Here is a 24,871-nt window from a genome sequence, read left to right as displayed (position 1 = left end):
CGCCTCGGCTTCGTACGCGAACGAGGCCCCGGTCCTCTCGCGAGATGTGCCGTGACTACAGCGGCGCGATGCGTACGACCGTCGTGGTGACCCCGTCCACCACGAACCAGAGCCGAAGCGTGGGCCGGCCCGTCGTCCGGTCGCCCGATTCGTACCGGCTGCGCACACTGATGTGCTGGCGGGCCAGTACCGGGGCGATGTATTCGATCACCGCCCGGTGCGGACCGCTCACCAGTTTCGGATAGTCGACCAGATACTGTTCCACCGCCTGCCAATAGCAGGTGTTGTTCACATGGTTGTACTGATCGATATCGGTGGCCCGCAGCGGGAACGGCAGATCGGTATCGGATTCGGGCGGCGTCGTATCGGTGAGCCAGGGCCGCCAGCGCAGCCGGCGTTCGGTGGTCGTCTGGGCGAGGTATGCCAGGCCCGCGTCGCTGATCCGGGACGGCATGTTGTTCGACTCGTTGATATTGATCCAGAAGCCCTCGGTTTCGATCAGGCCGCCGCGATCGCTGGTTATCCGGACCCGCATATTGGCCCAGCGGGTGGACATGCTCGAGCACCAGCGCAGCAGATGTACCTGGTCGGGCCACAGGACCGGCCGGATCACATCCACAACGGTGCGCCGGATGATCCAGGTGGGGTCGGTCTGTTCCAGGATGGACTGCTGGAGGTGTTCCCAGGCGATGTCCTGGAGGTAGCGGGCGATCCCGTCGAGGCGTACGCGGTTGTACGGGTCCACGTCGCCGGCTCGCACCGGCCATGTCGAAACGAACCCCCTGCCCTCCTGGGGAAGCGGGGCGAGTGGCTGATCGAGTGACACTTGTGCTCCTCGCGCGGCGGGCCGGCCGCGGTACTTCTTCGTATTGCCTGTGAGACGACTTTACGATGCCTGTGTCACCGCACCGCGCCGAGTCGCCGGTTCCTGCGTCGCAGTGGTCAGTATCCGACGTACCCGGTGCCGTTCGATACCCCTGCGACACCCGGCGCATTGCTCGGCGAGCCGTAGCGGTTCCGGGCAGGCGCCGGTGGCGAGTTCCGGTGCGGTGTGGGCATGCGTGGGGATGGACTTCCGCCGGCCACGGCCGTTAGGTTGATGGGGACGGGTGGATTGGTACATATAAACCGGTGCGTCTCTATGCTCGCCGGTGGACGAAAAGAGAGGTCGCATATGCGCGCAGCTCAGGTCAGCAAACTCGACGGGCCGGAAGCGATCGAGATCGTCGATATTCCGGAACCCGCCCCGCTGCCCGGTGGCGTCGTGATCGATGTGCACGCGGCCGGAGTCGCCTTCCCCGATGTGTTGATGACCCGGGGCCTGTACCAGATGAAGCCCGAGATGCCGTACGTGGTCGGCGGTGAAGTGGCGGGCGTGGTCCGGGAGGCACCCGAAGGCGCGCGGGTGCGGCCCGGCGACCGGGTCTGCGCCTTGACGCTGCTGGGCAATGCCATGGCCGAGGTGGCGACGACCCCCACCGAGATGGTCTTCGCGCTCCCGGACAACATCTCCTTCGAAGAGGGCGCGGGCATCCTGTTCAACGACCTCACCGTGCACTTCTGCCTGCGCAACCGCGGGCGCCTGGCCGAAGGCGAATCCGTACTCGTGCACGGCGCCGCCGGCGGTATCGGAACCTCCACCCTGCGAATGGCCCGCGCGCTGGGCGCCGGCCGGGTGATCGCGGTGGTGAGTACGGAGGCGAAAGCCGAGGTCGCCCGCGCACACGGCGCCACCGATGTGGTGCTCACCGACGGCTGGCTGGACGGGGTCCGGGAACTCACCGGCAACCGTGGGGTGGATATCGTGCTCGACCCGGTGGGCGGGGATCGGTTCACCGACAGCATCCGCTCACTGGCACGGGGCGGGCGACTGCTCGTGGTCGGCTTCACCGGGGGCGATATCCCGACCGTGAAGGTCAACCGGCTGCTGCTGAAGAACGTCGAGGTGGTCGGCGCGGGCTGGGGGGAATGGATGCTGTCGCATCCGGGCTATCTGGCCGAACAGTGGGACGAGGTGGGCCCGCTGTTCGCGGCCGGAAAGATCGCCCCGCCGCAGCCCGTGCTCTTCCCGCTGGAGCGGGCCGCGGAAGCGGTGGCGTCTCTGGAGAACCGGGCCGCCACGGGCAAGGTCGTGGTCACGCTTCGCTGAGCCCTTCGTGGCGACGCGGGCGGAGCACCGGCCACCTGCGTCGCCGCCGGGTGACCGGCTTCGTCGGTATTGTTCACGGCATGCGGATCAGATCGGCGATAGTCCTCGGGTTGGCCGCCGTGTTCGCTCTGACGGGATGCGGTTCCGGTAACGGTTCGGAGGAAACCGACGGACCGCGGGGTCCGGCCCCGAAGGTCGCCGCGCTCGGTCCGTTCGTGGGGGAATGCGGGCATGTCACCGATGACGAGGTGCGTGAGGTCGGGGGGCTGGGCCGGATCGTGCAGTCGTACAAGAACGCGGTCGGATGTAACTGGCAGGGCGGTGGACTGACCGGAGCCTCGATCACCTTCGCCTCGTACCGGGGCAGTCCGCTGGAACGGGAGAAGGCGTGGGTCACCACGCACGGCCGGCCGCCGGAACCGATCGAGGTGGGCGGGCGCAACGGTTTCGCCGCGCTCGATCCCACCGGTCGCATCTGCGATCTGGCGGTCCAACTCGACGACGATTTCTTCGAATGGTCCACCTCGTTCGGAAGTTTCAGCAATACGAGCGGAAACCCCTGCGACCGCAGCCGGGCGCTCGCCGAACTGACCATCGAACGGCTGGAGTGAGGCGATGACTCTCGGGGCAACGATCGGTAGGACAACCGCGCGCGGTCGCCGTCTCGTGGCGGTGCTGGGCGCACTGCTGGTGGCGGTGGTATCGGTCGCCGGATGCGGCAGCACCGTCGAGGGCACGGCCCTACCGGTCGGCGGAGGCGAATCGGTGGACACCGCGCAGATCGACAAACTGCTCCGCGAATGCGATGTGGTCACCGAGGATCAGATCATCGACGCGCTCGGGGGCAACACCTACATCAGCGATTCGTTCTTCGGGGCGGTGTGCATGTGGGATATCGGCGGCGGCTCCGGAATGATCACCCTGAACTGGTACGAGAACGGGTCCCTGCGCAACGAGCAGGCCACCAACGACAAGCTCGGTTACACCAGCACCAAGACCACGGTGCAGGGCACCATCGCGCTGGAGGTGCGTCGCCCCAACGACCCGAACTCCTGCGGTATGACGGCCAGCGCCGCCGACGCCGGTGTGATCGGGTGGTGGGTGAACTCCGCGCCGGGAGCTACGGCCGACCCGTGCGCGGCGGCGAAGAAGCTGCTGGAACTGACGCTCAATATCGCCCGCTGAGTTGTACTCGCCGGCGCGTCGGCTCGGGCCCCCGTACCGCTCGGGGCCGGGTGTCCGCGTCGTTGTGTTGTCCGAGGTGTGCGCTGGTGGTTCGGGGCCCGTCTCGGGTCCGGAGCGACCAGAGGGAGGGGGCGCAGCGGCCGACCGGCGGGAGCGAAGACCCGAGACACGAAGAGGGCCCTGAGCCCACCCCACCGCAGGTGGGGCCGAATATACAGCCCCCCTGTTTTGACCCTGTTCCCTGCGTCCGAGTACAGTGGACGGCTGTGCCCGGAAGGATACGGGCAAGTTCGAGCGCAGACGTAGGCCAGCGAGAGCGGCTGACGATTCCAGCGTGCCCGTAAATCGGGCCCTGAACTGCGTGCGACACGCCCGACCTCGGGACGCGAGAAACGTGGTTGGACGTGCGGGTGAAAGCTCGATGAACAGACCTGACACCGCCATAACCGATTAAAGGAAAGCCGGTCTATGCCAACCATCAACCAGCTGGTCCGTAAGGGTCGCCGAGACAAGGTCGCCAAGACCAAGACCGCGGCCCTCAAGGGGAGCCCGCAGCGTCGGGGTGTGTGCACCCGCGTGTACACCACCACCCCGAAGAAGCCGAACTCCGCGCTGCGGAAGGTCGCGCGTGTGAAGCTGACCAGCGCGGTCGAGGTCACGGCCTACATCCCCGGTGAAGGGCACAACCTGCAGGAGCACTCCATGGTGCTCGTTCGCGGCGGTCGTGTGAAAGACCTCCCCGGTGTGCGTTACAAGATCATTCGTGGCTCCCTCGACACCCAGGGTGTGAAGAACCGCAAGCAGGCCCGCAGCCGTTACGGCGCCAAGAAGGAGAAGAGCTGATATGCCGCGCAAGGGCCCCGCACCCAAGCGTCCGCTGATCAACGACCCGGTCTACGGGTCGCCGCTGGTGACGCAGCTGGTCAACAAGATCCTGCTCGACGGCAAGAAGTCCACCGCCGAGCGCATCGTCTACGGTGCGCTGGAGCAGGCGCGTGAGAAGACCGGCACCGACCCGGTGGTCACCCTCAAGCGCGCGCTCGACAACGTCAAGCCGTCGCTCGAGGTCAAACCGCGCCGCGTCGGTGGCGCCACCTACCAGGTGCCGGTCGAGGTCCGTCCCGGCCGCGCCAACACCCTGGCTCTGCGCTGGCTGGTGAACTTCTCCCGGGCCCGCCGGGAGAAGACCATGGTCGAGCGCCTGGCCAACGAACTGCTCGATGCCAGCAACGGTCTGGGCGCCTCGGTGAAGCGGCGTGAGGACACGCACAAGATGGCCGAATCCAACCGGGCCTTCGCGCACTACCGCTGGTGATGTCTGCCCGGCCCATCGCTCCGGGGTCGGGAGGCTTACGGAAGCTCTGCTTCCGGCTTTGACTACAGATGGCGGCCGTGAGGTCGCCGGCGAATCCCAACTAGCTACGAGCGGGGAAGATTTCCGTGGCACAGGACGTGCTCACCGACCTGAACAAGGTCCGCAACATCGGCATCATGGCCCACATCGATGCGGGCAAGACCACTACGACCGAACGCATCCTCTTCTACACCGGTGTGAACTACAAGATCGGCGAAACCCATGACGGGGCGTCGACCACCGACTGGATGGAGCAGGAGCAGGAGCGCGGTATCACCATCACCTCCGCCGCGGTGACCTGCTTCTGGAACCAGAACCAGATCAACATCATCGACACCCCCGGCCACGTCGACTTCACTGTCGAGGTGGAGCGCAGCCTGCGGGTGCTCGACGGCGCGGTGGCCGTGTTCGACGGTAAAGAGGGCGTGGAGCCGCAGTCCGAGCAGGTGTGGCGGCAGGCCGACAAGTACGACGTGCCGCGGATCTGCTTCGTCAACAAGATGGACAAGCTCGGTGCGGATTTCTACTTCACCGTGCAGACCATCAAGGACCGTCTCGGGGCCAAGCCGCTGGTCATCCAGCTGCCGATCGGCGCCGAGGACACCTTCGAGGGTGTCGTCGACCTGGTCGAGATGAAGGCCAAGGTCTGGACGGGCGAGACCAAGCTGGGCGAGAAGTACGAGGTCCAGGACATCCCGGCCGATCTGGTCGAGAAGGCCGAGCAGTACCGGCAGGAACTGCTCGAGACCGTCGCCGAGTCCGACGAGGCGCTGCTGGACAAGTTCTTCGGCGGTGAAGAGCTCACGGTCTCCGAGATCAAGGGCGCCATCCGCAAGATGACGGTCAACTCCGAGCTCTACCCGGTGCTGTGCGGTTCGGCGTTCAAGAACAAGGGCGTGCAGCCCATGCTCGACGCCGTGATCGACTACCTGCCCTCGCCGCTGGACGTCGAGTCCGTGCAGGGTCATGTGCCGGGTAAGGAGGACGAGGTCCTCACCCGTAAGCCGAGCGCCGACGAGCCGTTCGCCGCGCTGGCGTTCAAGATCGCGGTGCACCCGTTCTTCGGCAAGCTGACCTACGTCCGCGTCTACTCCGGCAAGGTCGATTCCGGGGCCCAGGTCATCAACGCGACCAAGGGCAAGAAGGAGCGGCTGGGCAAGCTGTTCCAGATGCACTCCAACAAGGAGAACCCGGTACCGCAGGTCAGCGCCGGCCACATCTACGCGGTCATCGGCCTGAAGGACACCACCACCGGCGACACCCTGTGCGATCCGAACAACCAGATCGTGCTGGAGTCCATGACCTTCCCGGACCCGGTCATCGAGGTCTCCATCGAGCCCAAGACCAAGTCCGACCAGGAGAAGCTGGGCACCGCGATCCAGAAGCTCGCCGAGGAGGACCCCACCTTCACGGTGAAGCTGGATCAGGAGACCGGCCAGACCGTCATCGGCGGTATGGGCGAGCTGCACCTGGACATCCTGGTCGACCGCATGAAGCGTGAATTCAAGGTCGAGGCGAATGTCGGCAAGCCGCAGGTGGCCTACCGCGAGACCATCACCAAGCCGGTGGAGAAGCTCGAGTTCACCCACAAGAAGCAGACGGGTGGTTCGGGCCAGTTCGCGAAGGTCATCATCGGCCTGGAGCCGTTCGTGGGCGAAGACGGCGCCCACTACGAGTTCGAGAACAAGGTCACCGGCGGCCGCGTGCCGAAGGAGTACATCCCTTCGGTCGACGCGGGTGCTCAGGACGCCATGCAGTACGGTGTGCTCGCCGGTTACCCGCTGGTCAACCTGAAGGTGACCCTGCTCGACGGTGCGTACCACGACGTCGACTCCTCGGAGATGGCGTTCAAGATCGCCGGCGCGCAGGCCCTGAAGGAAGCGGCCCGTAAGGCCGGTCCGGTGATCCTCGAACCGCTGATGGCGGTCGAGGTCACCACGCCCGAGGACTACATGGGCGATGTGATCGGCGACCTGAACTCCCGCCGTGGCCAGATCCAGGCCATGGAGGAACGCAGTGGTGCCCGTGTCGTCAAGGCGCTGGTTCCGCTCTCGGAGATGTTCGGTTACATCGGTGACCTGCGGTCGAAGACCCAGGGCCGGGCGAACTACTCCATGGTGTTCGATTCGTACGCGGAGGTTCCGGCCAACGTGTCGAAGGAGATCATCGCCAAGGCGACCGGCGAGTAATATCGCTCGGTCGTCTGCACGACCCCCTTGTAAATCAATCCGCACTGCTGCAACTGCAAGCAACAACAAGTCCAGGAGGACACCACAGTGGCGAAGGCGAAGTTCGAGCGGACGAAGCCGCACGTCAACATCGGCACCATCGGTCACGTCGACCACGGCAAGACCACGCTGACCGCGGCGATCACCAAGGTGCTGGCGGAGAAGTATCCGGATCTGAACGAGAGCTTTGCCTTCGATCAGATCGACAAGGCGCCGGAGGAAAAGGCTCGTGGTATCACGATCAACATCTCCCACGTCGAGTACCAGACCGAGAAGCGCCACTACGCTCACGTAGACGCCCCCGGTCACGCCGACTACATCAAGAACATGATCACCGGTGCGGCCCAGATGGACGGCGCCATCCTGGTGGTCGCCGCCACCGACGGCCCGATGCCGCAGACCCGTGAGCACGTGCTGCTCGCCCGTCAGGTCGGCGTGCCCTACATCCTGGTCGCGCTGAACAAGTCGGACATGGTCGACGACGAGGAAATCCTCGAGCTCGTCGAGATGGAGGTCCGCGAGCTGCTGGCTTCGCAGGAGTTCGACGAGGACGCCCCCGTCGTGCGTGTCTCCGGCCTGAAGGCTCTCGAGGGCGACGCCAAGTGGAGCGAGTCCATCATCGAGCTGATGAACGCTGTCGACGAGTCCATCCCGGACCCGGTGCGTGAGACCGACAAGCCGTTCCTGATGCCGATCGAGGACGTCTTCACCATCACCGGTCGTGGCACCGTGGTCACCGGTCGTGTCGAGCGTGGTGTGGTCAACCTCAACGAGGAAGTCGAGATCGTCGGCATCCGTCCGGAGAAGACCAAGACCACCATCACCGGTATCGAGATGTTCCGCAAGATGCTGGACACCGCGCAGGCCGGCGACAACGCGGGTCTGCTGATCCGTGGTATCAAGCGCGAGGACGTGGAGCGCGGCCAGGTCGTCATCAAGCCGGGCACCACCACCCCGCACACCGAGTTCGAGGGTCAGGCCTACATCCTGTCGAAGGACGAGGGTGGCCGCCACACCCCGTTCTTCAACAACTACCGTCCGCAGTTCTACTTCCGTACCACTGACGTGACGGGCGTTGTGACCCTGCCCGAGGGCACCGAAATGGTTATGCCCGGCGACAACACCGAGATGTCGGTGAAGCTGATCCAGCCGGTCGCCATGGACGAGGGTCTGCGCTTCGCGATCCGCGAGGGTGGCCGCACCGTCGGCGCCGGTCGCGTCACGAAGATCATCAAGTGATTCGCTGAATCGCTGGAAACGGCGCCGCTCCTTCGGGGCGGCGCCGTTTTCGTTTCGGTCGTGACCGAGGATGAGGACTTCACGCAACGCTGATAGGGTCCCCGCATGCGTGACAAGACCGTCGGTGTCCTGCTGATCACGTACCAAAGCGCGGAGGATCTCCCTACTTTCCTGGAGTCGATCGAAACTGCGGTGCAGTCGCTGGAGCTGGATATCGTCTGCGTCGACAACACGTCCACCGATGACGGTCCCGAGCTGGTCGAGGAATTCGGCGGCCGCGTTACTCGTAACCGTCGCAACGTGGGTTTGGCTGCGGCGATCAATCAGGCAGCGGCACAGACTGACGCGGAGTGGCTGTTGGTGGCCAATCCGGATACGAAACCGGCTCCCGGTTCGATATCGGCGCTTGTGGAAACAGCCCGTTCCGACGAGCGGATCGGAATGATAGGACCGCGTATCGCCCGGCTGGACGGGACTCCGTACCCTTCCGGTCGCGCGTTTCCGTCACTGCTGGTTGGTATCGCACACGCGCTCCTGGGTGGGGTATGGCCGGGTAACCCGGCCACCCGGCGGTACTTCGGCCGGCAGGTCACCGAAGTCAGTGACGTGGACTGGATTTCGGGATGCTGCATGCTGTTCCGCCGTGAAGCATTCGATGCCGTAGACGGATTCGACGAGCGATACTTCCTCTACTTCGAAGAAACGAAAATGGCTCTCGATATGCACCGTAACGGCTGGCGGGTTGTGCTGGATCCGAGTGTGGAGATCCGTCATCGTGAGGGCGGCAGCATGCGGTCGGCGCCGCTGCGCAAGGTGCGCACCCACCACCGCAGCGCCCTCCGTTTCTACTGCGACTACCATCGGGGAACACCCTGGATGCTGTTTGCGCCGCTGGTCGCCGCCGGGCTGGTGGTGCGTGGTGTTCTTGCCGCCGTCCGCACGGCGATCACGGGCCGGCTGGCGCACAACTGACCGCTCGGGTGGGCGTTCAACAGTTTCCAGGCGCGCTGAATATTTTCTGCGGGAAATCCAATTGGCACAGCGTGTTCCGTTCCGGTGACCGGCCCGCCGAGCCCGATCGTGTCGCGATGACAGGTCGAAGCTGGGCCCGAGCGTGCTCAGTCGGCCGTCGCTCCGTCCCAGAACGCCTCGAGTTCGGTGCGGTACCCAGCCCAGCGTTCGCCCTCGGCTTCGAATTCCTTTGCCAGGGCATGCCGCGCCGCGGCCCAGTCTGTCTTTCCGGCGCTGATGTCCCGGTACAGCCGATCCGAGGAATTCTCGAAGTAGTTCGCAACCGCCGGCCCTTGATTCGCCACGATCTCTGCGCGCAACCGGGAACCGAATAACTCGGCATCGGCTTCGTCGAGGTACCGCTCGAACATCTCGCCTTTGATCCACTGTTCCTTGTCTGCACCGGGTTCGGGAACCGACAGTTCGGGCTGGAAGCCATCGGGTCGCGCGTGCCCCAGTTCGTGGGCCAAGATCTGCAGGGCAGTCTCCGGATCATCCTCGAGGGACGGATCGAGGGTCACGATCTTGGTAGCGTGCCGTACGAATCCAGCGTCTTCGCCCTGGACATGGCCGTACCCGATGGTCCATCCCGACGAACGAAGCGTCTTCACCAGTGCGGCCATGGTCGGGGAGAACTGCAGATACTCGTCGATGTCGGGTCCCAGGCCGGTCGCTCCGGGCCTGACCTCCAGATCGTTGTTGTCCAGTGCCTCGGGAGTCGTCTGCTCTTGATAGAGCCGCCATTCGTTGATCAGGCCGTTTCCGATAGTGACAACCGGGACAGCGACACCTGTTCCGATCAACAGACCCTTTGCCCGCTTGTCGTGGAGCGCGAATTTACCCGCGGCCTGACCCACCCTCGCGGCGTTCCTGGTGGCCGATGATGCCGCCCCAGCGCCATCGCGCAGGGTCCCGGCCAGTCTGGCGCTTATCTTTTTGAAAATCCCCCGCATACGCATGAGTGGATCCTCGGATCATGGTCGATACTCACTGTATGTCACCGGCCCCTCAGCCGGCTCACCGTATGAGTAAGCGCGGTCCGCCGCTGGCGTTCGGTGCGTAGCGTAGCGAGGAAACTCACTCCGCTGGGGTACAGCGTATTCGAAGGTGCGCCGGGAGAGTCGCGTTCACACGAGAACCACCGACTCCAGACCCGAAAGCCAGGCGATGCCGACAAGGAATCGTCGTTACGCTCGCCGGAGTAGCCGAGTTCGAGCCGATTTCCGTGTCGCAAACCCTCATTCGGTGGTGTCGACACCGTCGTGCACGGTAACCGAGACCAGCCGGCCCTGCACTCTCTCGAAGCGCAGGAAGGCATTTCGGGCGCCGAACCGTTGCTCGTAGGTGATCCCCGACCCCCCGTGGTAATCGAGCCGCACGCTCGGGTTGCGGAGGGGTAGCGCGTTCATCATGTCGCGTTCGGTGACAGCGGTAACCGGCTCGGGGGTGAGTATCACCAATCCGCTCGCTGTGTGGTCCGGATGGTTGGTAGCGCGGTAGGTGACGGTGGTATCGGGCAGTCCCACCGGACGGCCGGTGTATGTAGTCACCCATTCGTCGCTGGGCGCGGCCCGGGTGAGTGGGGCGGAGCACGCGCGAGATATCCCGGACAGCGTGAAAACTCCTGGTATGTCGAGTATTCCGCGCACCAGGTGTGCAATGGCGACAGCCGGCTCTCGGTCCATGATCACTCCTTCACCGCGGCGGTCTGGATGACGAGTGGCTCTTTGCGTGTAGATGTTCCGGCGGCCACAACCAGGCGGTCATCACCCACGATGTGTCTCCTGCAGTCCGACGACCCGACCACCATAGGCCGGTTTCGGACGCATCGATATCGATTCGCCGAGCCGGTCTCCGATTCGAGTGAGCCTTGACCTTGTCGGCCGCGGTACGGACCGGCTGACGGTTCCCACTACTTTGCCGTCCCCGGCGTCGATGTTGCCCTGCCAGATCGTTGCCTGGCGCAGGCGCGCAAACTGGCGGGATTGACTCAAAGGCAGTTGGCGGACCGTGAAAATGTCTCCATCGGGCTCGTCCGCTCGGTCGAGTAGAAGCGAGCGCCCGCGAGTCAGGCGTTCATCGGCACGGTAGCGAAGGCATTGCGCGTCAGCGTCTCCGAATTGCCCGGGCAACCGTTCGCGCCCGGTCCGGATACCGAAGTGCACGCCGCAATCGCAGGCCTGCGAACCGAGCTGGCGGCATACGACATCGACAACGCGGCCGTCACCGATGTACGGCCTCTACCCCAGCTCGCGTCGGCTGTGGAGAAGATATGTACATACCGCCGCAATGCCTCGTTCCATCGATTGGGCGAGGCTGTGTGATATCGAACTGGTCGCCTATCTGGTACCTGCCGATAGGGGCTCTGTTCCGGATGCCGCGGAACTTCGCCGCTTCGCTGCCCGATCACTACCCGACTATCTGGTACCGACGCGCTTTTTCCTCCTGCCGCGGTTGCCCGTCACCGCGAACGGCAAGGTCGACCGGGCCGCCCTACCCGAACCGGAGGCGGCCGAGACCCTGTCGGTATCGCGGTCCGCGGCGCCGGAAACGGAGCTGGAGCGACGACTCGCCACCATCTGGCAGGATCTGCTCGCTGTCGATCGAGTGGGTCTCGACGACAGCTTCTTCGACCTGGGCGGCCATTCCATCCTGCTGGCCCGGCTCCAGCAGCGGCTCAGCGGTGAATTGGGCTGGGAGGTGCCTCTTATCGTCGTGCTCACCCACCACACCATTCGTGATCTGGCCGGGTACCTCGCAGCGGTGAGTCGGCCGGGGCACTGCTGAGGGGGCCGTTCCCGACGGGAACGGCCCTCTCCTTTCCGATCGGTGGCCGTGCCAGGGCAGGGTCAGCGTCTGCCCGCGAGCCGGTTGGCGGCGGCGAGCACGGGGGTCGCGGCCGCGGTGGCGACCGACCCGGCCGGGGTTGCGGTGGCTCGTAACAAGCGGACGGTTCTCATGGCCGCGGTCAGGACTTCGCTGCCGCGCAGGCGCATCTCCGCCTCGAACCGGCTGACGGCTACGGTGAGGTCGGTTGTGCCGGCAGCGACTTCGCGCAGGCGCGTGACCAGGCTCGCGGCGTCGCGGAGAGCGGCGCCGGCACCCATACCGGCGGTGGGTGGGGTCGCGTGGACGGCGTCGCCGAGCGCGGTGACGCGGCCGGCGGGCCACGGGGCGAGGTCCCGCGCCCGCGTCGAAGCGGCATGGAAACGGAAACCGCCGATGCTGTGGGGGTCGGCTCGGGTGATGACTTCGAGTGCGGGTTCGCTCCATCCGCGGCGGCGGAAGGCGGCGTGCAGCGCCGACCCCAGTGCGGCGCCGCGGAGGTCGCGCATCGAGTCGGTTTCAGCGGATTCGCCGAACATGGCGCCCCAGATGTAGGTGGGGCCGGACGTGATCGACTCCCGGGGGCCGGTGGCGTCGAGTACGGCGTTGCCCACCGGGTCGAGGTAGCCGATGTAGAGTGCCGTGCCGCCCGGACCGATCGCCGTCCCCGAGCGTGGCCCGAGCCGGCGGCGTTCGGAGGCTTCGAGGTCGCCTGCCGCGGTCCGGCCGGAGAAACCGATGATGCCGGTGGGTTCGCTGGTGGGACCGCCGGCGAGATGACGGGCGACCAGCGAGTGGGTGCCGTCGGCGCCGATCAGGAGATCGCAGGAGTGCGAGGAGCCATCGGTGAACACGGCCGTCGGCGTTGCGTTCTCTGCCCGCCCGATCGCGGTGACGGTGCGCCCCAGGTGCAGGTCGGGGCCCACCGCGTCGGCCAGCACGGTACGCAGGGTGATGCGGTCGATATCCACGCTGGGGCTGTCACCGAGGTCCGGTCCGTAGCCCAGCAGACGACCGCGCCGGTCCCAGAACGCGTCCGAGGCGCGCAGGCGCAGCGCCGAGGCCGACCTCAACAGCCGTTCGAAGATCTCCGGGGCGACGAGTTCCCGCAGGGCCGCCTGTGCCGGGCCGTCGAGCGTGATGTGGTACCCCCCGGTCTCGGCTGGGTCGACATCCCGCTCGAACACCTGTACGTCGAACTCGTGCCGCCGCAGACCGGCAGCCAGTGCCAGGCCCCCGATACCGCCGCCGATGATGATGATGCGCAATGTCTTCCTTTTCCTCGGGTTCGTGCCGGACAACTTCCCGAAGACGACAATGGCATCAGTGGTGGACATCGAGCGTCCACTATTATGCGCAAAATGGCCGACACCTCCCGGCGGGCGCTGCGGTTGCTTTCGCTGCTCGCCACGCGGCGACGCTGGACACTCGGAGAACTCGCCGCCCGGCTCGGGGTCGGGGAGCGCACCGTGCGGCGGGATATCGAGACCCTGCGCCTGCTCGACTATCCGATCGTGACGCTGCACGGGCCGGGCGGCGGATATCAGCTCGGGCCTGGGTATGTCCTGCCGCCGCTGTTGTTCGACGAGGACCAGGCTCTCGCGGTCGCGGTGGCCCTGCAGACCGCCCCGACCACCGTCTTCGGCCTGGACGAGGACGCCGCGCGGGCGCTGGACACCCTCGAGCAGGTGATGCCCACCGGGCTGCGCGCGGCGGTGAAATCCCTGCGGGTCACCAGTTTGCGGAATTATTGGGAGTTTCCGGCGCCGCCCATCGAGCCGGAGGTGTTGAAGGCCGCCGGCAGCGCGATACGGCACCGCCAGGTGCTCGTCGTCGATACGCTTCGCGCCGACGGCACCCGGGCCGCTCCAGGCGATACCGGGTTCGCACCGGCGCGCCGGATCGAGCCGCACCATATGGTGGTCTGGGCCGGCCGGTGGTACCTGGTCGGTTTCGATCTCGAGGACAGTACGTGGCGGGTGCACCGCCTCGACGGCCTCCACCTCCACCCACCGACCGGTATCCCGTTCACACCACGGGATCTCCCGGGCGGTGATGTCGCCCGCTTCGTCACGACCACTCACGATCGGGGGGATACTCCCGCCGCGTGGCAGTACACCGGAAGCGCTCGCCTGAACCTCGCGGCCGAGATCGTCGCGCGTTGGGCGCCGGGCGGATCGGTGGTCGAGCACCTCGATCCGGGGCACTGCCGTATCACTCTCGGAGCCTGGTCGTGGGCCGGTATCGCGGGACTCCTCGCCACCTTCGACGCCGATATCACCGAGGTGGAGCCCCCTGAACTGGTCCGGGCCTGCCGACGGCTCGCGCAACGGTGGACGGCGGTGACGAGCGCCGGTGCGGAAACGGAACCGCCGGTCGAGTCCGGGCAGGGGCCCGCCGCCGGGTAGCTTCGCATCGCCGGCCACCGGCCGGTCCCGCGCGGGCCGCGACCACCGGGGCCGGCCGGTGGGAAAGCGCGACCGGGTCCCGGGGGTGGCGGTGTCGTATCAGGATTCGCGCGCGGCCTGCAGCAGGGCGTTGGCGAATTTGACCATCTGAGCCGGTCCGCCGTACCAGGCGGAGACCGCCGCGAGTACGGCCGCGCGGGCCTCCCGTGCGGCGCGGGCCACCTCGGCGGCCGAGACCTCACCCGTCTCGGCCTGACCAGCGAGGACTTCCAGATCATCGCTTGCGGTGAGCAAACGCATGATGAGATGGATATCGATATCGGCGCCCTCCTCGTTGCGGCCGTGCCGGGACGCGGTATCGCTCGCGCGGGTCGCGGCCGGCTCCGGTTCGGTGCTCGCCGCAGGCGCCGTGAGCGACGGCTCCGGCTGTCCGGTCAGTGGGGCAGCGGCTTCGGCGGCCTCTCGGGCACGCCGGGAACGCCGGGTTTCGAGCGGCGGCCGGATTTCGCTCTGCGCGGTGCGTGCCTGCGTGGCATCGGCTTCCTCGTCGGGTACCAGGGTCAGCGCCGCGGCCGCCGGACCGCGCTGCGCCGCCGGGCCCTCCTCATCCGGTGAATCGGTGGGTTCCGCGTGCCGCGACCCCCCGTTCTCCTGCTCGGATTCCAGGATCCGAGTGAGTATCTCGGCCACCGGGGCCGCGGACTCGTCACCGGGATCGATACCGCGCGCGGGTTCCTGCTCGAGTAACCGGTCGAGTATCGGGACGCTGTCCGGTGGCGGAGCCAGGCGCGGTGGCGCGGTGGCCGCGGCCGGTTCGTCGTCGGGTGGTGCGGTGTCCTCGTCGCCGGACGTGACGATCCGCAACGGAGTGGCGGAATCCGGCTCCGGTTCGCCGGAACGATCGTCTTGCCGTTCGGGGGTGTAGCGCGCGGCGGAGCGGGGCAGCCGGCGTGGAACCGCCGGTTCCCGGGCGGTGCCGGCGTCGGACCCCTCGGGATCCGCCGGGGTTTCGAGTGGACGCGGCGTTTCCGGTTCCGCGACGGAATCGGCGTTCGGGAGGTTTTCCGATACCGGCTCCGGCTCTCGGGCGGGCGCATGCCGGGCCGCGGAACGGGGCAGCCGCCGAGCGGGCAGGGCCTCCGGTGCGGTATCGCTGCCGGCGGCGGAGGCGGGGTACGCCGACGGCGTCCGGGTGGGCAGGGCGAACGACGGCTGTTTCGGGCGGTCGGCCGAGGCGGATTCGGCGGGGTCGGATTCCGCGGGCGTACCCGGCAGATCGCGTGGATCGGCGGTATCGGCGGACGGTGCGCCGGAATGCTGATCCGCGAAGGGGTTGAACGGCTCGGCGGGCTCGTCCGGTTCGAGCTTGCGGCGTCGGCCCCCGGACTCCACGGGCTGGGGCGCCGGTTCCTCACCGATCGAACTGAGCCAGCTCGGCAGTGAGCCGGGATCGGTGGAGGATTCGGTGAACGTGCCCGGATCGCTGTCCGCCGGGCGGTAGTTCTCCTCGCCCGGATACGGCGCCGGGCCGGTCGATGGCTCCGCGGGATCGGTGGCGGGCCGCGGCGTGCTCGTCACGCCGGACAACTGAGGCCGTCGTTCCGGCAGCCCGGTCGAGGCCGGGACCGTCGGGTCGGTGGAGTCCGTGGGATGTGCGCCGGGCATCGGGATACGAGAGGAGGAGGAAAGGGCCGCGGTCGGGGCGCCGGTTTGCGGAATACGTGGCATATCCGTGGTGTCGGCGTGGGTATGCGCGCCCCCGGCCGGGGAGCGGGTGGGCAGGGCCGCGGTTTCGGGTCCGTCGGGATCGCGAGGGTTGTCGGGGGGTGCGGGCAACGGTGGACCGTCCTGGGCCGGCGTGGCGAAGCGCGGGTCCAGATCCTGCCCACCGGAAGTCATGAGCCCGGGAGCCGGCGCGTCACCGATGACGCCCGGGGTGTTCCAGGTGGCGAACGGGTCCAGCGCCACCGAACCACCGGTGTTCTGCTGGTTCTGCGGGGTCGACGGTGGTGCGGGAGTCCACGTGTAACCGTGGTCGGGAACGGAATCGGAGTGGTTCGTGGCGCCGTTCGAACCATTCGCCGGATCGAATCCGTTCGATCCGAAGCCGGCGAAGCCCCTCGACTCGGAGTTCCGCTGTGCGCGCCCGTACTCCTCCGGGCGAGCACGACGTTCGTCTCCGAGGCTGGCATTTTCGGCATCCATGAGCCCATTCTTACCCGCCGGGGTGGATTTCGTTCTAGTGTGCGAAGCCGGTCGCCACCGCCTCGGCTGCCCCGGGTGGCCAGGATTACATTTCCGTCAGGAGTCACCCGCCCACCGCCGATCCCGGAGCCGTGGATCGCTGACGTGCCAGGAAGCCGGGCCGTGCGGTGCCGGGTAGCCGCGGAAGCTCCGATGACGGCGCCCGGGGTCCGATGTCTGTTCCGGGGGAAAATTTCCGAGACCGCAATGGCGCAAATGCGCCCACCCGCCGGACGGCCCGGCGGGTGACGGTGCGGGCGCTGTCAGTGGTGTGGTGCCGCCCGGTGCATGCGCCCGGCGATCGCGGGCAGCGCGGCGACCGCGAGGACGACGGTGACGAGTCCGACGATCCATGAGGTCCACGAGGCGCCGTTGTACGCGGTGTAGTCCATGACCCACGGAGCGAGGAACAGCAGCGCACCGAACAAAGCCATGGCGTAGTCGGCCGGTGCCAGCGCCGGTCGGTACATCTGGGCGAGCCCGGTCAGCGCGATCAGTGTGCCGAGCACGATCATCGTCCAGGTCGCCCGCTCGTTGGTATCCACCCAGAGCGGTGAGAGAGCGGTGAAGGCGCCGAGCACGACGGCCAGGAAATCCTGGGTCCGGCTTTCGGTGAACATAGTGGCCTCCTGAAACTGGAAACAGGTCCGTGAACAGGGCCTGACCTCGGTATAGCGTTCCCGGGGTGAAGGGTTGATATCGCCACGGACACGATTGCGCGGCGAAATGGTGCGTATCGGAGGCGCTTCCGCGGCATCGTCGCGCGAGTTAGGGTGGGCTACACGTATTTCTATAACGTGTTACAGGCGCGGCAGTGGCCGCGGGAGGGAGTTCGGTATGTCCGCGCCGATCGTGATCGCCGGTGCCGGCCTGGCCGGGCTGCGCACCGCCGAGGAACTGCGCCGCGCCGGATACAGCGGTGGCCTGGTACTTCTCGGGGACGAGGCGTATGCGCCCTATGATCGCCCGCCGCTGTCCAAACAGTTCGTTCGCGGTGAAATCGAATCGACACCGCTGCGCCCGGCTGACTTCTACGCCGAGAAGGAGATCGACCTCCGGCTGGGTTCGCCGGCGGTCGGTGTCGATACCGCCGCCCGGCAGGTGCGTCTCGCCGACGGCACGGCGGTGACCTACGCCCACCTCGTCATCGCCACCGGACTGCGGCCGCGGCCGCTTCCCGGCTCCGAGGACCTCAGCGGGGTACATGTGCTGCGCAGCCACGACGACGCGGTCGCACTCCGCGACGGAGCGCGCGGTGCCGAGCGTGCGCTGGTGATAGGCGCCGGTTTCATCGGCTGCGAGGTGGCCGCGAGCCTGCGCGCCGAGAACGTGCCCGTAATGCTCGTGGAACCGCAGCCCACACCGCTGGCCTCCGTCCTGGGCGCCGAGGTGGGCGAGTTGGTGGCCCGCCTGCATCGGGGCGCCGGTGTCGACCTGCGTTGCGGGGTCGGCGTCGGCGAGCTGCTGGCGCATCCCGATGGTCGCGTGCGGGGGGCGGTACTCGCCGACGGGTCCGAGGTTTCCGCGGATCTGGTGGTCGCCGGGATCGGCTCACGTCCGGTGACCGACTGGCTGGTGGGATCGGGGATCGAACTGGCCGGCCCCGCCGCGGGCGGCGGAGTCTTCGCCGACGAATGCGGCCGTACCACCGTGCCCGGCGTCTGGGCGGTCGGCGATGTGGCCGCCTGGCGCACCCCGACCGGTGAACATCGCCGGACCGAGCACTGGACCAATGCGGGTGAACAGGCCAAATTGCTGACCTGCGCGCTTCTGGGCGTGCCGGCGCCGAGCGCACCACAGGTGCCGTATTTCTGGAGCGACCAGTACGACCTGAAGATCCAGGCGCTCGGTACGCCGCGGGCGTCGGACGAGGTCCACATACTGGCCGACGACGGCCGCAAGTTCCTGGCCTACTACTTCCGTGCGGGCCGATTGGCCGGTGTGGTCGGTGCCGGTATGACCGGCCGAGTGATGAAGATGCGCGCCGGGATCGCCGCGGCCGCCCCGGTGGAGGAACTGCTCGGCGCGACTCAATAACCTGTGGGTGTGATCGTCGCGCTCATCGATTCGGGTTTCGGTTTGCTGCCCACCGCGGCGTGGCTGCGCAAGCTGCGCCCGGATGTGGATCTGCTGCTGCAGTTGGATCCCGAGGGCGCGCCGTGGGGTCCGAAACCGCAGGAGTGGGTGGTCGACCGGGTGGTTTCCGCCGCCCGCACCGCGCGCGACCTGGGCGCCGAGGTGGTGGTGCTGCCCTGTAACACGGCCAGTGTGACCGCGCTGGAACACGTCCGTGCCGATCTGGGTGCCGATGTGCCGGTGGTGGGGACGGTACCGGCGATCAAACCGGCCGCGGCCGTATGCGCTTCGGTGGCCGTATGGGCGACCGCCGCCACCACGGCCAGTCCCTATCAGGCGGATCTGATCGCCCGTTTCGGCGGTGACGCCGAGATCACCGGGGTGGCCTGTCACGGATTGGCCGAAGCGGTGGACCGCGGCGATATGGCCGCGGTGCGGGCCGCGGTGGCCGACGCGGCCGCGCGTACGCCCGCCGATGTCGAGGCAGTGGTGCTGGGCTGCACGCACTATCCGTTGATCGTGGACACCATTGTCGCCGCGCTCCCCGAGGGGGTGCGCCTGTTCGACAGTGCGCAGGCCGTCGCGGCGCAGACCATCCGGCGGATGGAGGCATTGGGCCGGCCGACCACCGGCGAGGGGACCGTCCGGGTGTACCTGAGCGGCCGGCCGGGGGAGTTGCCGCCGGGTGCGGCGGCCTACGAGCCCGGCCGGCTCCTCGGCGCGGGATAGCCGGCCGGCCGGTCAGAACTGGATGCGCAGGTGGTCGGTCACCGGGTGTGCCTGGCAGCCGAGGATGTAGCCGTTCTCGATATCCTCCGGGTCGAGGATCTCGGCATTGTCCATCTCGACCTTGCCCTCCAGCACCGTGCAGGCGCAGGAGCCGCATTCGCCTTCCTGGCAGGAGTAGGGCACATCGATGCCCTTGTCCAGCATGATGTCGACCAGGGTCTGTTTACGGGGCCAGCTCAGATTGTGTACCTCGCCGTCCAGTTCCACCTCCACGGTGGCCGCGTCCGCGGCTTCCTCGGCGGAGATCTCGACCGGTGCGCTCTCGGCGAAGGGGTCGCCGGCGAGGGAGTTGAAGATCTCGGCATGGGTGCGGTTGCGCGGGACCCCCACCTGGGCGAGCGCCTCGTGTACCCCATCCATGAACGGCCGCGGGCCGCACATGAAGGCGGCGTATTCGGGGTAGGGGCGGAACAGTTCGGCCAGCGCGGTGACGGTCGGCAGCCCCTGTAGCGTTTCCAGCCAGTGCACGACGACGAGCCGCCGCGGGTGCCGCTCGGCCAGTTCACGCAGTTCGGCGGCGAAGATCACCGATTCGGCGTCCCGGTTGGCGTAGAACAGCGTGATCCGGCCGGTACCGCGTTCCAGTGCGGATTTGAGGATGGACATCACCGGGGTGATACCGCTGCCCGCCGCGCACAGCAGCAGGTTGTCGTCCAGGTTCTCGGGGGTGAACACGCCGGAGGGCGGTAGCACCTCCAGTTGGTCTCCTGGTTTGATGTTGTCGCAGAGCCAGTTGGACCCGTAACCGTCTTTGGTCCGTTTCACCGTGACCTTGGGCCGGTCGTCGGTGAACGGCGAACTGGCCAGCGAATAGCAGCGGGCCACCGAGCCGGTGCGGTCGCTGGGGATGCGCAGGGTGAGGAACTGGCCGGGCCGGTATGCGAACTTGTCACGCGCCTGCTCGGGGACCTCGAAGACCAGCGAGCTCGCGTCGGTGGTTTCCGCGATGACCTCGGCGACCCGTAAGACGACGGATCGCGAGCCATGGGGCACTTCGACGGTGGTCATCTCGTCCTCTCGACACTGGTGGCCGTCGGCACCGAGCCTACGGCAAAACTAGAACGTGTTTCAATTTTAGCCTATGCCGGCGGCATGCTGACGCCCCAGTTGCCCCTCGAGTCCGGCGACCAGCACGCCGATCCCGAAATCGTAGGAATACCGGCCGCGTAGATCCGGCAGATGCTCCATGGCGCGGGCCACCCGCTCGGGCATCACGACATCGGGCGGGGTGTCCAGATTGCGGGGGTTCACCCGGCGGCGGCCGAAGAGGTAGGTGTGGATGGTCGCATAGCCGGCCAGGACATTGCGGTCGCTGAAACCGGCCTCGTACAGGATCTCCATGATGCCGGCGATCAGGTCGAGTTGTTTGCCCAGCATCTGCTCGATGAGTACATCGCCCAGACCCGGATGCCGGCGGAGGCGTTCATCGATCTGGGCGAGCAGATCGACCAGGCGATCCTGCCAGGGGCCCGATTCGGGTGGCGGTTTACGGACCCCGGCCAGCGCGGCGGTGGCCACCAGGTCCAGAAGCTCCCGTTTGTCCGCGACGTAGTAGTAGGGCGCCATGGGCGAGACGCCCAGTTCGCGGGAGAGCCGTCGCATGGACAGCTTCTCCACCCCGTCGGCGCGCACCACGCGCAGCGCCGCCTCGACGATCTCGGTCTCCGAGAGGGTACTGCCGTTTCCTCCCCCGCCCCCGCTCGTCTGCATCCGCACGACTCCCATTGCCACCTCTACCACGTCGAGCGACGTCCGCCCGTCACGTTCTCTTCAGCTGCTTTGTCCTCGCAGTCTATGACCACACGTGATGGTGCTGTGATCGGAACGGGTGATGTGGGCGCGCACGGCCGGGGCGGAGACGGGAGTGTGACGGATAATCGCAAACTGTTCCATTTTGTCAGTGGATGACGTTATGGTGTGACGGCGATCGCATCCCGCGATCGCGGCGCCGGCACTGTGCCACGGCTCACCGGCGGTACCGCGCCGGGTGCCGCTACGGCGGAGACACGCGACCATCCGGCCGGCGCAGGCACCAATCTGTGGAGGTAGCCATGGCGGACAACCGTTCCTTCGGACCGGCCGAAACCGATCACCGCGGACCGGTCGGCACCGTCGGGAGTCACGCGGCCGAAGACGCTCCCGTCGTCGAGGAAAGCCTGATCGAAGAGGTGTCCATCGACGGTATGTGCGGCGTCTACTGATCGGCGGAGCCGGATATGCTCGATCTGGAAACCCGCTGGCAGTTGCATCCCAGAGTGGCCCTGCGCCCGGAACCGTTCGGCGCGCTGCTGTACCACTTCGGCACCCGCAAACTGTCCTTCCTGAAAAATCCCCGGATCGTCGAGATCGTGCGCTCCCTGCCCGGGCATACCTCTGCCCGCGCGGCCATCCGGGCCGCCGGGATCGGGGACTCGGCCGCGGAACCGTACGTGAAAGCGCTGGCCGGCCTTGCCGAATCGGAGATGATCCAGCAGGCGCCGGAAACGGCGGTGCTCACCGAGCCCGCGCCGTTCACCGGTGTGGGGCCGGCCGATCCGGCCGTCCGGCTGGTGGATCGCTTCGAATCCGGGCTGGCGGCTCCGATCTGCCTCACCTGGGAACTCACCTATGCGTGCAATCTCTCGTGCGTACATTGCCTGTCCTCGTCCGGCAGGCGAGATCCGCGGGAACTCGATACCGAACAGTGCAAGGCGCTGATCGACGAATTCCAGCGGATGCAGGTGTTCTATGTGAACATCGGCGGTGGTGAACCCACGGTGCGTCCCGACTTCTGGGAATTGGTCGATTACGCGACCGCGCACCAGGTGGGGGTCAAGTTCTCCACCAACGGGGTGCGGATCACTCCCGAGGTCGCACAGCGTCTCGCCGCGAGCGATTATGTCGACGTCCAGATCTCGCTGGACGGTGCCGATGCCGCCGTGAACGACGCGGTACGCGGGCCCGGATCCTACGATATGGCGATCCGGGCACTGGAGAACCTGGCGGCGGCCGGTTTCCGGGACGCGAAACTCTCGGTGGTGGCCACCCGCCACAACATCGAGCAGCTCGACCAGTTCCGGGAGATCGCCGATCGTTACGGTGCCACCCTGCGGCTCACCCGGCTGCGTCCGTCCGGTCGTGGCGCGGATGTCTGGGATGAACTGCATCCGCTACCGGAGCAGCAGCGCACCCTGTACGACTGGCTGCTGCGCAACGGGGAGGGCGTGCTCACCGGGGATTCCTTCTTCCACCTTTCCGCGTACGGCCAGGCCCTGCCCGGCCTGAACATGTGCGGGGCCGGGCGGGTGGTCTGCCTGGTCGATCCGGTGGGCGATGTCTACGCCTGCCCGTTCGCGATCCACGACCGGTTCCATGCCGGGAACGTGGTCACCGACGGGGGTTTTGCCACCGTGTGGCGGGAATCGGAACTGTTCACCGAACTGCGCGAGCCCAGCGGCGGTGGGGCCTGTGCCTCGTGCGCGCACTACGACTCCTGCCGCGGCGGGTGTATGGCGGCGAAGTTCTTCACCGGACTCCCCGCCGACGGACCGGATCCGGAATGCGTCCAGGGCTACGGCGAAGCCGCGCTGGCCGATACCGGACGTGTCATCCCGCGTCCGGCGGTGGACCATTCCCGTAAGAGCGCACCGCGCCGGTCCCGTTCCGCCGGGCCGGTCCCGTTGACGCTGCTGCCGCCGGCGAAACGACCGGCACGTGCGTGTGACGAGAGTCCACTCATGTGATGAGAGTTCGCTTGTGTGATCAGAGTCCACTGGTGTGAGAGCCGTCGGAACCGCCCGGAATCGCGATAGCCAGATCGTTGCTCCGGGCGGTTTCTCATGCCGGTGCTATCGGTCGGGTGACCTGTTTCATGCTCATATCAACCGTGCTCACAGGTTTTTCTCCGGGCCGGAGCACTTTTTCCCGGACTGCTGATGTCTTCCATCGAATCGGCAGTTACCATCCGTGGAATGCGCCATGATCGCCTGCCCGACGGATTCGGGGTGCGTATCGACCCACGGGTACGCGCATACTCGGGGGGACGCATCCTTATCGGTGGCTCACCTGCCCGATTGCTGCGCCTGGCCCCCGAGGCCGCGGAGATGATCGGCGACGGCTACCTCGAAGTGAACGGTCCGCAATCGGCCGTGGTTGCCAGACGGCTACTGGACTCCGGTGTGGCCAATCCCCGGCCCCGGCTGCTGCCGTCCCCGCAGGACGTCACCATCATCGTGCCGCTGCACAACAATCCCGACGGTCTGGCCCGGCTCCTGGCCGCGCTGCGCGGGCATACGGTGATCGTCGTCGACGACGGTTCCGACGAACCGGTCCGGGTCGACGAGCAGCACACCAACCGGTGCCGGGTAACCGTGCTGCGGCACGAACGCAGCCGCGGCCCGGCCGCCGCCCGCAATACCGGGCTGCGTGCCGCGACCACCCAGTTCGTGGCCTTCCTCGATTCGGATGTGGTACCGCGCAGCGGCTGGCTCGAGGTCATGCTCGGACATTTCAGCGATCCGCAGGTGGCGTTGGTCGCGCCGCGGATCGTGGCCCTGGACCCGGAATCCAATACGCTGGCCCGCTACGAACACACCCGTTCCTCGCTGGACCTGGGCCGCCGTGAATCCGCCGTGCAGTCGCGGGGCGTGGTGTCGTATGTACCCAGTGCCGCGCTGCTGGTGCGGCGCTCGGTGCTGGAGGCCGAGGGCGGTTTCGACGAGACCATGCAGGTCGCCGAGGATGTGGACCTGTGCTGGCGGCTCGAACGCGCGGGCTGGCGGGCGCGATACGAACCGGCCGCCCATGTGGCCCACGATCACCGGGTGTCCTTCCGTGACTGGTTCCGGCGCAAGATGTTCTACGGCACCGGCGCCGCTCCGCTGAGCGAACGGCACGCCGGTATGGTCTCGCCGCTCCAGGTGCCGAAGTGGACGGCGGTGGCCGCGCTCCTCCTGGGGACCCGTACCAGGTGGGGCCTGCTGGGGGCGTTGCTCACCCTGCTGGTGCCGTTGCGGCGATTGCGGCGCGCGTTCGCCGGTGTCGACAACCCCACCGGCGTCGCGGCGATCTATGTGGCCCGCGGTTTCTTCGCGGGCCTGTGGCGGATCTCCTCTGCCATGTGCCGGCACTACTGGCCGATAACCCTGGCCGCCATGCTCTTCTCCCGCCGCATCCGGCGGATCGCGCTGACGCTGGCGGTGGCCGAGGGCATGGTCGACTGGTACACCCATCGGGAAGCCGGTGGACTGGACCCGCTGCGTTATATCGCCTTCCGGCGGGTCGACGATATCGGTTACGGCACCGGCCTATGGCTGGGTGTGGTCCGGGCGGGCAGCCCCGCCGCATTGAAACCCACCGCCCCACCGCAGTAGCCGGGGCCGGA

22 protein-coding genes and 1 pseudogene are annotated in these 24,871 nt (G+C 67.2%); 15 read left to right on the top strand and 8 right to left on the bottom strand.

Annotation, left to right across the window (positions count from 1 at the left end; translation table 11 throughout):
• Positions 1-55 precede the first annotated feature (55 nt).
• Positions 56-826, bottom strand: coding sequence for an acyl-[acyl-carrier-protein] thioesterase (locus ACYR7D_RS03245; RefSeq protein WP_459548146.1), 771 nt, complete (start codon positions 824-826; stop codon positions 56-58).
• A 348-nt stretch (positions 827-1,174) separates the two neighbouring features.
• On the opposite strand from ACYR7D_RS03245, the gene ACYR7D_RS03240 reads away from it, so the two are divergent.
• The 8 genes from ACYR7D_RS03240 to ACYR7D_RS03205 all read left to right on the top strand — a co-directional run bounded on the left by ACYR7D_RS03240 (position 1,175) and on the right by ACYR7D_RS03205 (position 9,127).
• Positions 1,175-2,149, top strand: a complete 975-nt coding sequence (locus ACYR7D_RS03240; protein ID WP_459548145.1) for an NADPH:quinone oxidoreductase family protein — start codon at positions 1,175-1,177, stop codon at positions 2,147-2,149.
• A gap of 80 nt (positions 2,150-2,229) precedes the next feature.
• Positions 2,230-2,760 carry a DUF3558 domain-containing protein gene (locus ACYR7D_RS03235; RefSeq protein ID WP_459548144.1) on the top strand — a complete coding sequence of 177 codons (531 nt, stop codon included), beginning with the start codon at positions 2,230-2,232 and terminating at the stop codon, positions 2,758-2,760.
• Between the two features lie 4 nt (positions 2,761-2,764).
• On the top strand, positions 2,765-3,334 hold the full coding sequence (locus ACYR7D_RS03230) for a DUF3558 domain-containing protein (protein WP_459548143.1): 570 nt from the start codon (positions 2,765-2,767) through the stop codon (positions 3,332-3,334).
• Between the two features lie 468 nt (positions 3,335-3,802).
• A complete protein-coding gene (gene rpsL, locus ACYR7D_RS03225; RefSeq protein ID WP_030525247.1) occupies positions 3,803-4,177 on the top strand; it encodes a 30S ribosomal protein S12 in 375 nt (124 codons plus the stop codon).
• 1 nt (position 4,178) lies between these two features.
• Positions 4,179-4,649, top strand: a complete 471-nt coding sequence (gene rpsG / locus ACYR7D_RS03220) for a 30S ribosomal protein S7 (RefSeq protein WP_014353063.1) — start codon at positions 4,179-4,181, stop codon at positions 4,647-4,649.
• A gap of 125 nt (positions 4,650-4,774) precedes the next feature.
• Complete coding sequence (gene fusA, locus ACYR7D_RS03215) at positions 4,775-6,877, top strand: elongation factor G (RefSeq protein ID WP_459548142.1); 2,103 nt, start codon at positions 4,775-4,777, stop codon at positions 6,875-6,877.
• 87 nt (positions 6,878-6,964) lie between these two features.
• Entirely contained in the window at positions 6,965-8,155 is a 1,191-nt protein-coding gene (gene tuf, locus ACYR7D_RS03210; RefSeq protein ID WP_280402175.1) for an elongation factor Tu, read from the top strand.
• Between the two features lie 105 nt (positions 8,156-8,260).
• Positions 8,261-9,127 (top strand): glycosyltransferase, encoded by an 867-nt coding sequence (locus tag ACYR7D_RS03205; protein WP_459548141.1) that lies wholly within the window; start codon positions 8,261-8,263, stop codon positions 9,125-9,127.
• Between the two features lie 146 nt (positions 9,128-9,273).
• Here ACYR7D_RS03205 and ACYR7D_RS03200 read toward each other — a convergent pair whose 3' ends face one another.
• Positions 9,274-10,023, bottom strand: a complete 750-nt coding sequence (locus tag ACYR7D_RS03200; protein WP_459548140.1) for a hypothetical protein — start codon at positions 10,021-10,023, stop codon at positions 9,274-9,276.
• A 381-nt stretch (positions 10,024-10,404) separates the two neighbouring features.
• On the bottom strand, positions 10,405-10,851 hold the full coding sequence (locus tag ACYR7D_RS03195; protein WP_459548139.1) for a hypothetical protein: 447 nt from the start codon (positions 10,849-10,851) through the stop codon (positions 10,405-10,407).
• A 604-nt stretch (positions 10,852-11,455) separates the two neighbouring features.
• Between ACYR7D_RS03195 and ACYR7D_RS03190 the strand changes: the two genes are divergently transcribed.
• Positions 11,456-11,953, top strand: a complete 498-nt coding sequence (locus ACYR7D_RS03190; RefSeq protein ID WP_459548138.1) for a phosphopantetheine-binding protein — start codon at positions 11,456-11,458, stop codon at positions 11,951-11,953.
• A gap of 62 nt (positions 11,954-12,015) precedes the next feature.
• Here ACYR7D_RS03190 and ACYR7D_RS03185 read toward each other — a convergent pair whose 3' ends face one another.
• Positions 12,016-13,329: an FAD-dependent oxidoreductase gene (locus tag ACYR7D_RS03185; protein ID WP_459548137.1), complete on the bottom strand. Its 1,314-nt coding sequence runs from the start codon at positions 13,327-13,329 to the stop codon at positions 12,016-12,018.
• 24 nt (positions 13,330-13,353) lie between these two features.
• Between ACYR7D_RS03185 and ACYR7D_RS03180 the strand changes: the two genes are divergently transcribed.
• Positions 13,354-14,400 carry a helix-turn-helix transcriptional regulator gene (locus ACYR7D_RS03180; protein ID WP_459548136.1) on the top strand — a complete coding sequence of 349 codons (1,047 nt, stop codon included), beginning with the start codon at positions 13,354-13,356 and terminating at the stop codon, positions 14,398-14,400.
• Between the two features lie 99 nt (positions 14,401-14,499).
• On the opposite strand, the gene ACYR7D_RS03175 is transcribed toward ACYR7D_RS03180, so the two are convergent.
• Positions 14,500-16,605: a hypothetical protein gene (locus ACYR7D_RS03175; RefSeq protein ID WP_459548135.1), complete on the bottom strand. Its 2,106-nt coding sequence runs from the start codon at positions 16,603-16,605 to the stop codon at positions 14,500-14,502.
• Between the two features lie 302 nt (positions 16,606-16,907).
• Complete coding sequence (locus ACYR7D_RS03170; protein WP_459548134.1) at positions 16,908-17,264, bottom strand: SPW repeat protein; 357 nt, start codon at positions 17,262-17,264, stop codon at positions 16,908-16,910.
• Positions 17,265-17,481: 217 nt separating this feature from the next.
• Here ACYR7D_RS03170 and ACYR7D_RS03165 point away from each other — a divergent pair, with 217 nt between their 5' ends.
• The gene (locus tag ACYR7D_RS03165) at positions 17,482-18,681 is read left to right on the top strand and encodes an NAD(P)/FAD-dependent oxidoreductase (protein WP_459548133.1); all 1,200 of its coding nucleotides are present in this window, start codon (positions 17,482-17,484) and stop codon (positions 18,679-18,681) included.
• Positions 18,682-18,690: 9 nt separating this feature from the next.
• The gene (locus ACYR7D_RS03160) at positions 18,691-19,449 is read left to right on the top strand and encodes a glutamate racemase (protein WP_459548132.1); all 759 of its coding nucleotides are present in this window, start codon (positions 18,691-18,693) and stop codon (positions 19,447-19,449) included.
• A 12-nt stretch (positions 19,450-19,461) separates the two neighbouring features.
• Here ACYR7D_RS03160 and ACYR7D_RS03155 read toward each other — a convergent pair whose 3' ends face one another.
• Both ACYR7D_RS03155 and mftR2 read right to left on the bottom strand, forming a co-directional pair.
• Entirely contained in the window at positions 19,462-20,517 is a 1,056-nt protein-coding gene (locus ACYR7D_RS03155) for a 2Fe-2S iron-sulfur cluster-binding protein (protein WP_459548131.1), read from the bottom strand.
• 66 nt (positions 20,518-20,583) lie between these two features.
• On the bottom strand, positions 20,584-21,219 hold the full coding sequence (gene mftR2, locus ACYR7D_RS03150) for a mycofactocin system transcriptional regulator MftR2 (RefSeq protein WP_459548130.1): 636 nt from the start codon (positions 21,217-21,219) through the stop codon (positions 20,584-20,586).
• Between the two features lie 407 nt (positions 21,220-21,626).
• Between mftR2 and mftA the strand changes: the two are divergent.
• The 3 genes and pseudogenes from mftA to mftF all read left to right on the top strand — a co-directional run.
• Positions 21,627-21,710 (top strand): annotated as a pseudogene (gene mftA / locus ACYR7D_RS03145) (mycofactocin precursor MftA); the annotation flags it as partial.
• A 15-nt stretch (positions 21,711-21,725) separates the two neighbouring features.
• Entirely contained in the window at positions 21,726-23,231 is a 1,506-nt protein-coding gene (gene mftC / locus ACYR7D_RS03140) for a mycofactocin radical SAM maturase (protein ID WP_459548129.1), read from the top strand.
• 228 nt (positions 23,232-23,459) lie between these two features.
• Positions 23,460-24,860, top strand: coding sequence for a mycofactocin biosynthesis glycosyltransferase MftF (gene mftF, locus ACYR7D_RS03135; protein ID WP_459548128.1), 1,401 nt, complete (start codon positions 23,460-23,462; stop codon positions 24,858-24,860).
• The last annotated feature ends 11 nt before the right edge of the window (positions 24,861-24,871 follow it).

Source organism: Nocardia sp. X0981 (assembly GCF_977089955.1).
The sequence above is the reverse complement of the archived record's forward strand: the minus strand, read 5'-3'. Positions and strand labels throughout refer to the sequence as shown.

Bases quoted from the DNA above. Each gene is read 5' to 3' on its own strand.
- ACYR7D_RS03240 (WP_459548145.1), top strand. From the start codon at position 1,175: ATGCGCGCAGCTCAGGTCAGCAAACTCGACGGGCCGGAAGCGATCGAG.
- ACYR7D_RS03235 (WP_459548144.1), top strand. From the start codon at position 2,230: ATGCGGATCAGATCGGCGATAGTCCTCGGGTTGGCCGCCGTGTTCGCT.
- ACYR7D_RS03230 (WP_459548143.1), top strand. From the start codon at position 2,765: ATGACTCTCGGGGCAACGATCGGTAGGACAACCGCGCGCGGTCGCCGT.
- rpsL (WP_030525247.1), top strand. From the start codon at position 3,803: ATGCCAACCATCAACCAGCTGGTCCGTAAGGGTCGCCGAGACAAGGTC.
- rpsG (WP_014353063.1), top strand. From the start codon at position 4,179: ATGCCGCGCAAGGGCCCCGCACCCAAGCGTCCGCTGATCAACGACCCG.
- ACYR7D_RS03205 (WP_459548141.1), top strand. From the start codon at position 8,261: ATGCGTGACAAGACCGTCGGTGTCCTGCTGATCACGTACCAAAGCGCG.
- ACYR7D_RS03195 (WP_459548139.1), bottom strand. From the start codon at position 10,851: ATGGACCGAGAGCCGGCTGTCGCCATTGCACACCTGGTGCGCGGAATA.
- ACYR7D_RS03190 (WP_459548138.1), top strand. From the start codon at position 11,456: ATGCCTCGTTCCATCGATTGGGCGAGGCTGTGTGATATCGAACTGGTC.
- ACYR7D_RS03185 (WP_459548137.1), bottom strand. From the start codon at position 13,329: ATGTCCACCACTGATGCCATTGTCGTCTTCGGGAAGTTGTCCGGCACG.
- ACYR7D_RS03180 (WP_459548136.1), top strand. From the start codon at position 13,354: ATGGCCGACACCTCCCGGCGGGCGCTGCGGTTGCTTTCGCTGCTCGCC.
- ACYR7D_RS03175 (WP_459548135.1), bottom strand. From the start codon at position 16,605: ATGGATGCCGAAAATGCCAGCCTCGGAGACGAACGTCGTGCTCGCCCG.
- ACYR7D_RS03170 (WP_459548134.1), bottom strand. From the start codon at position 17,264: ATGTTCACCGAAAGCCGGACCCAGGATTTCCTGGCCGTCGTGCTCGGC.
- ACYR7D_RS03165 (WP_459548133.1), top strand. From the start codon at position 17,482: ATGTCCGCGCCGATCGTGATCGCCGGTGCCGGCCTGGCCGGGCTGCGC.
- ACYR7D_RS03155 (WP_459548131.1), bottom strand. From the start codon at position 20,517: ATGACCACCGTCGAAGTGCCCCATGGCTCGCGATCCGTCGTCTTACGG.
- mftR2 (WP_459548130.1), bottom strand. From the start codon at position 21,219: ATGCAGACGAGCGGGGGCGGGGGAGGAAACGGCAGTACCCTCTCGGAG.
- mftC (WP_459548129.1), top strand. From the start codon at position 21,726: ATGCTCGATCTGGAAACCCGCTGGCAGTTGCATCCCAGAGTGGCCCTG.
- mftF (WP_459548128.1), top strand. From the start codon at position 23,460: ATGCGCCATGATCGCCTGCCCGACGGATTCGGGGTGCGTATCGACCCA.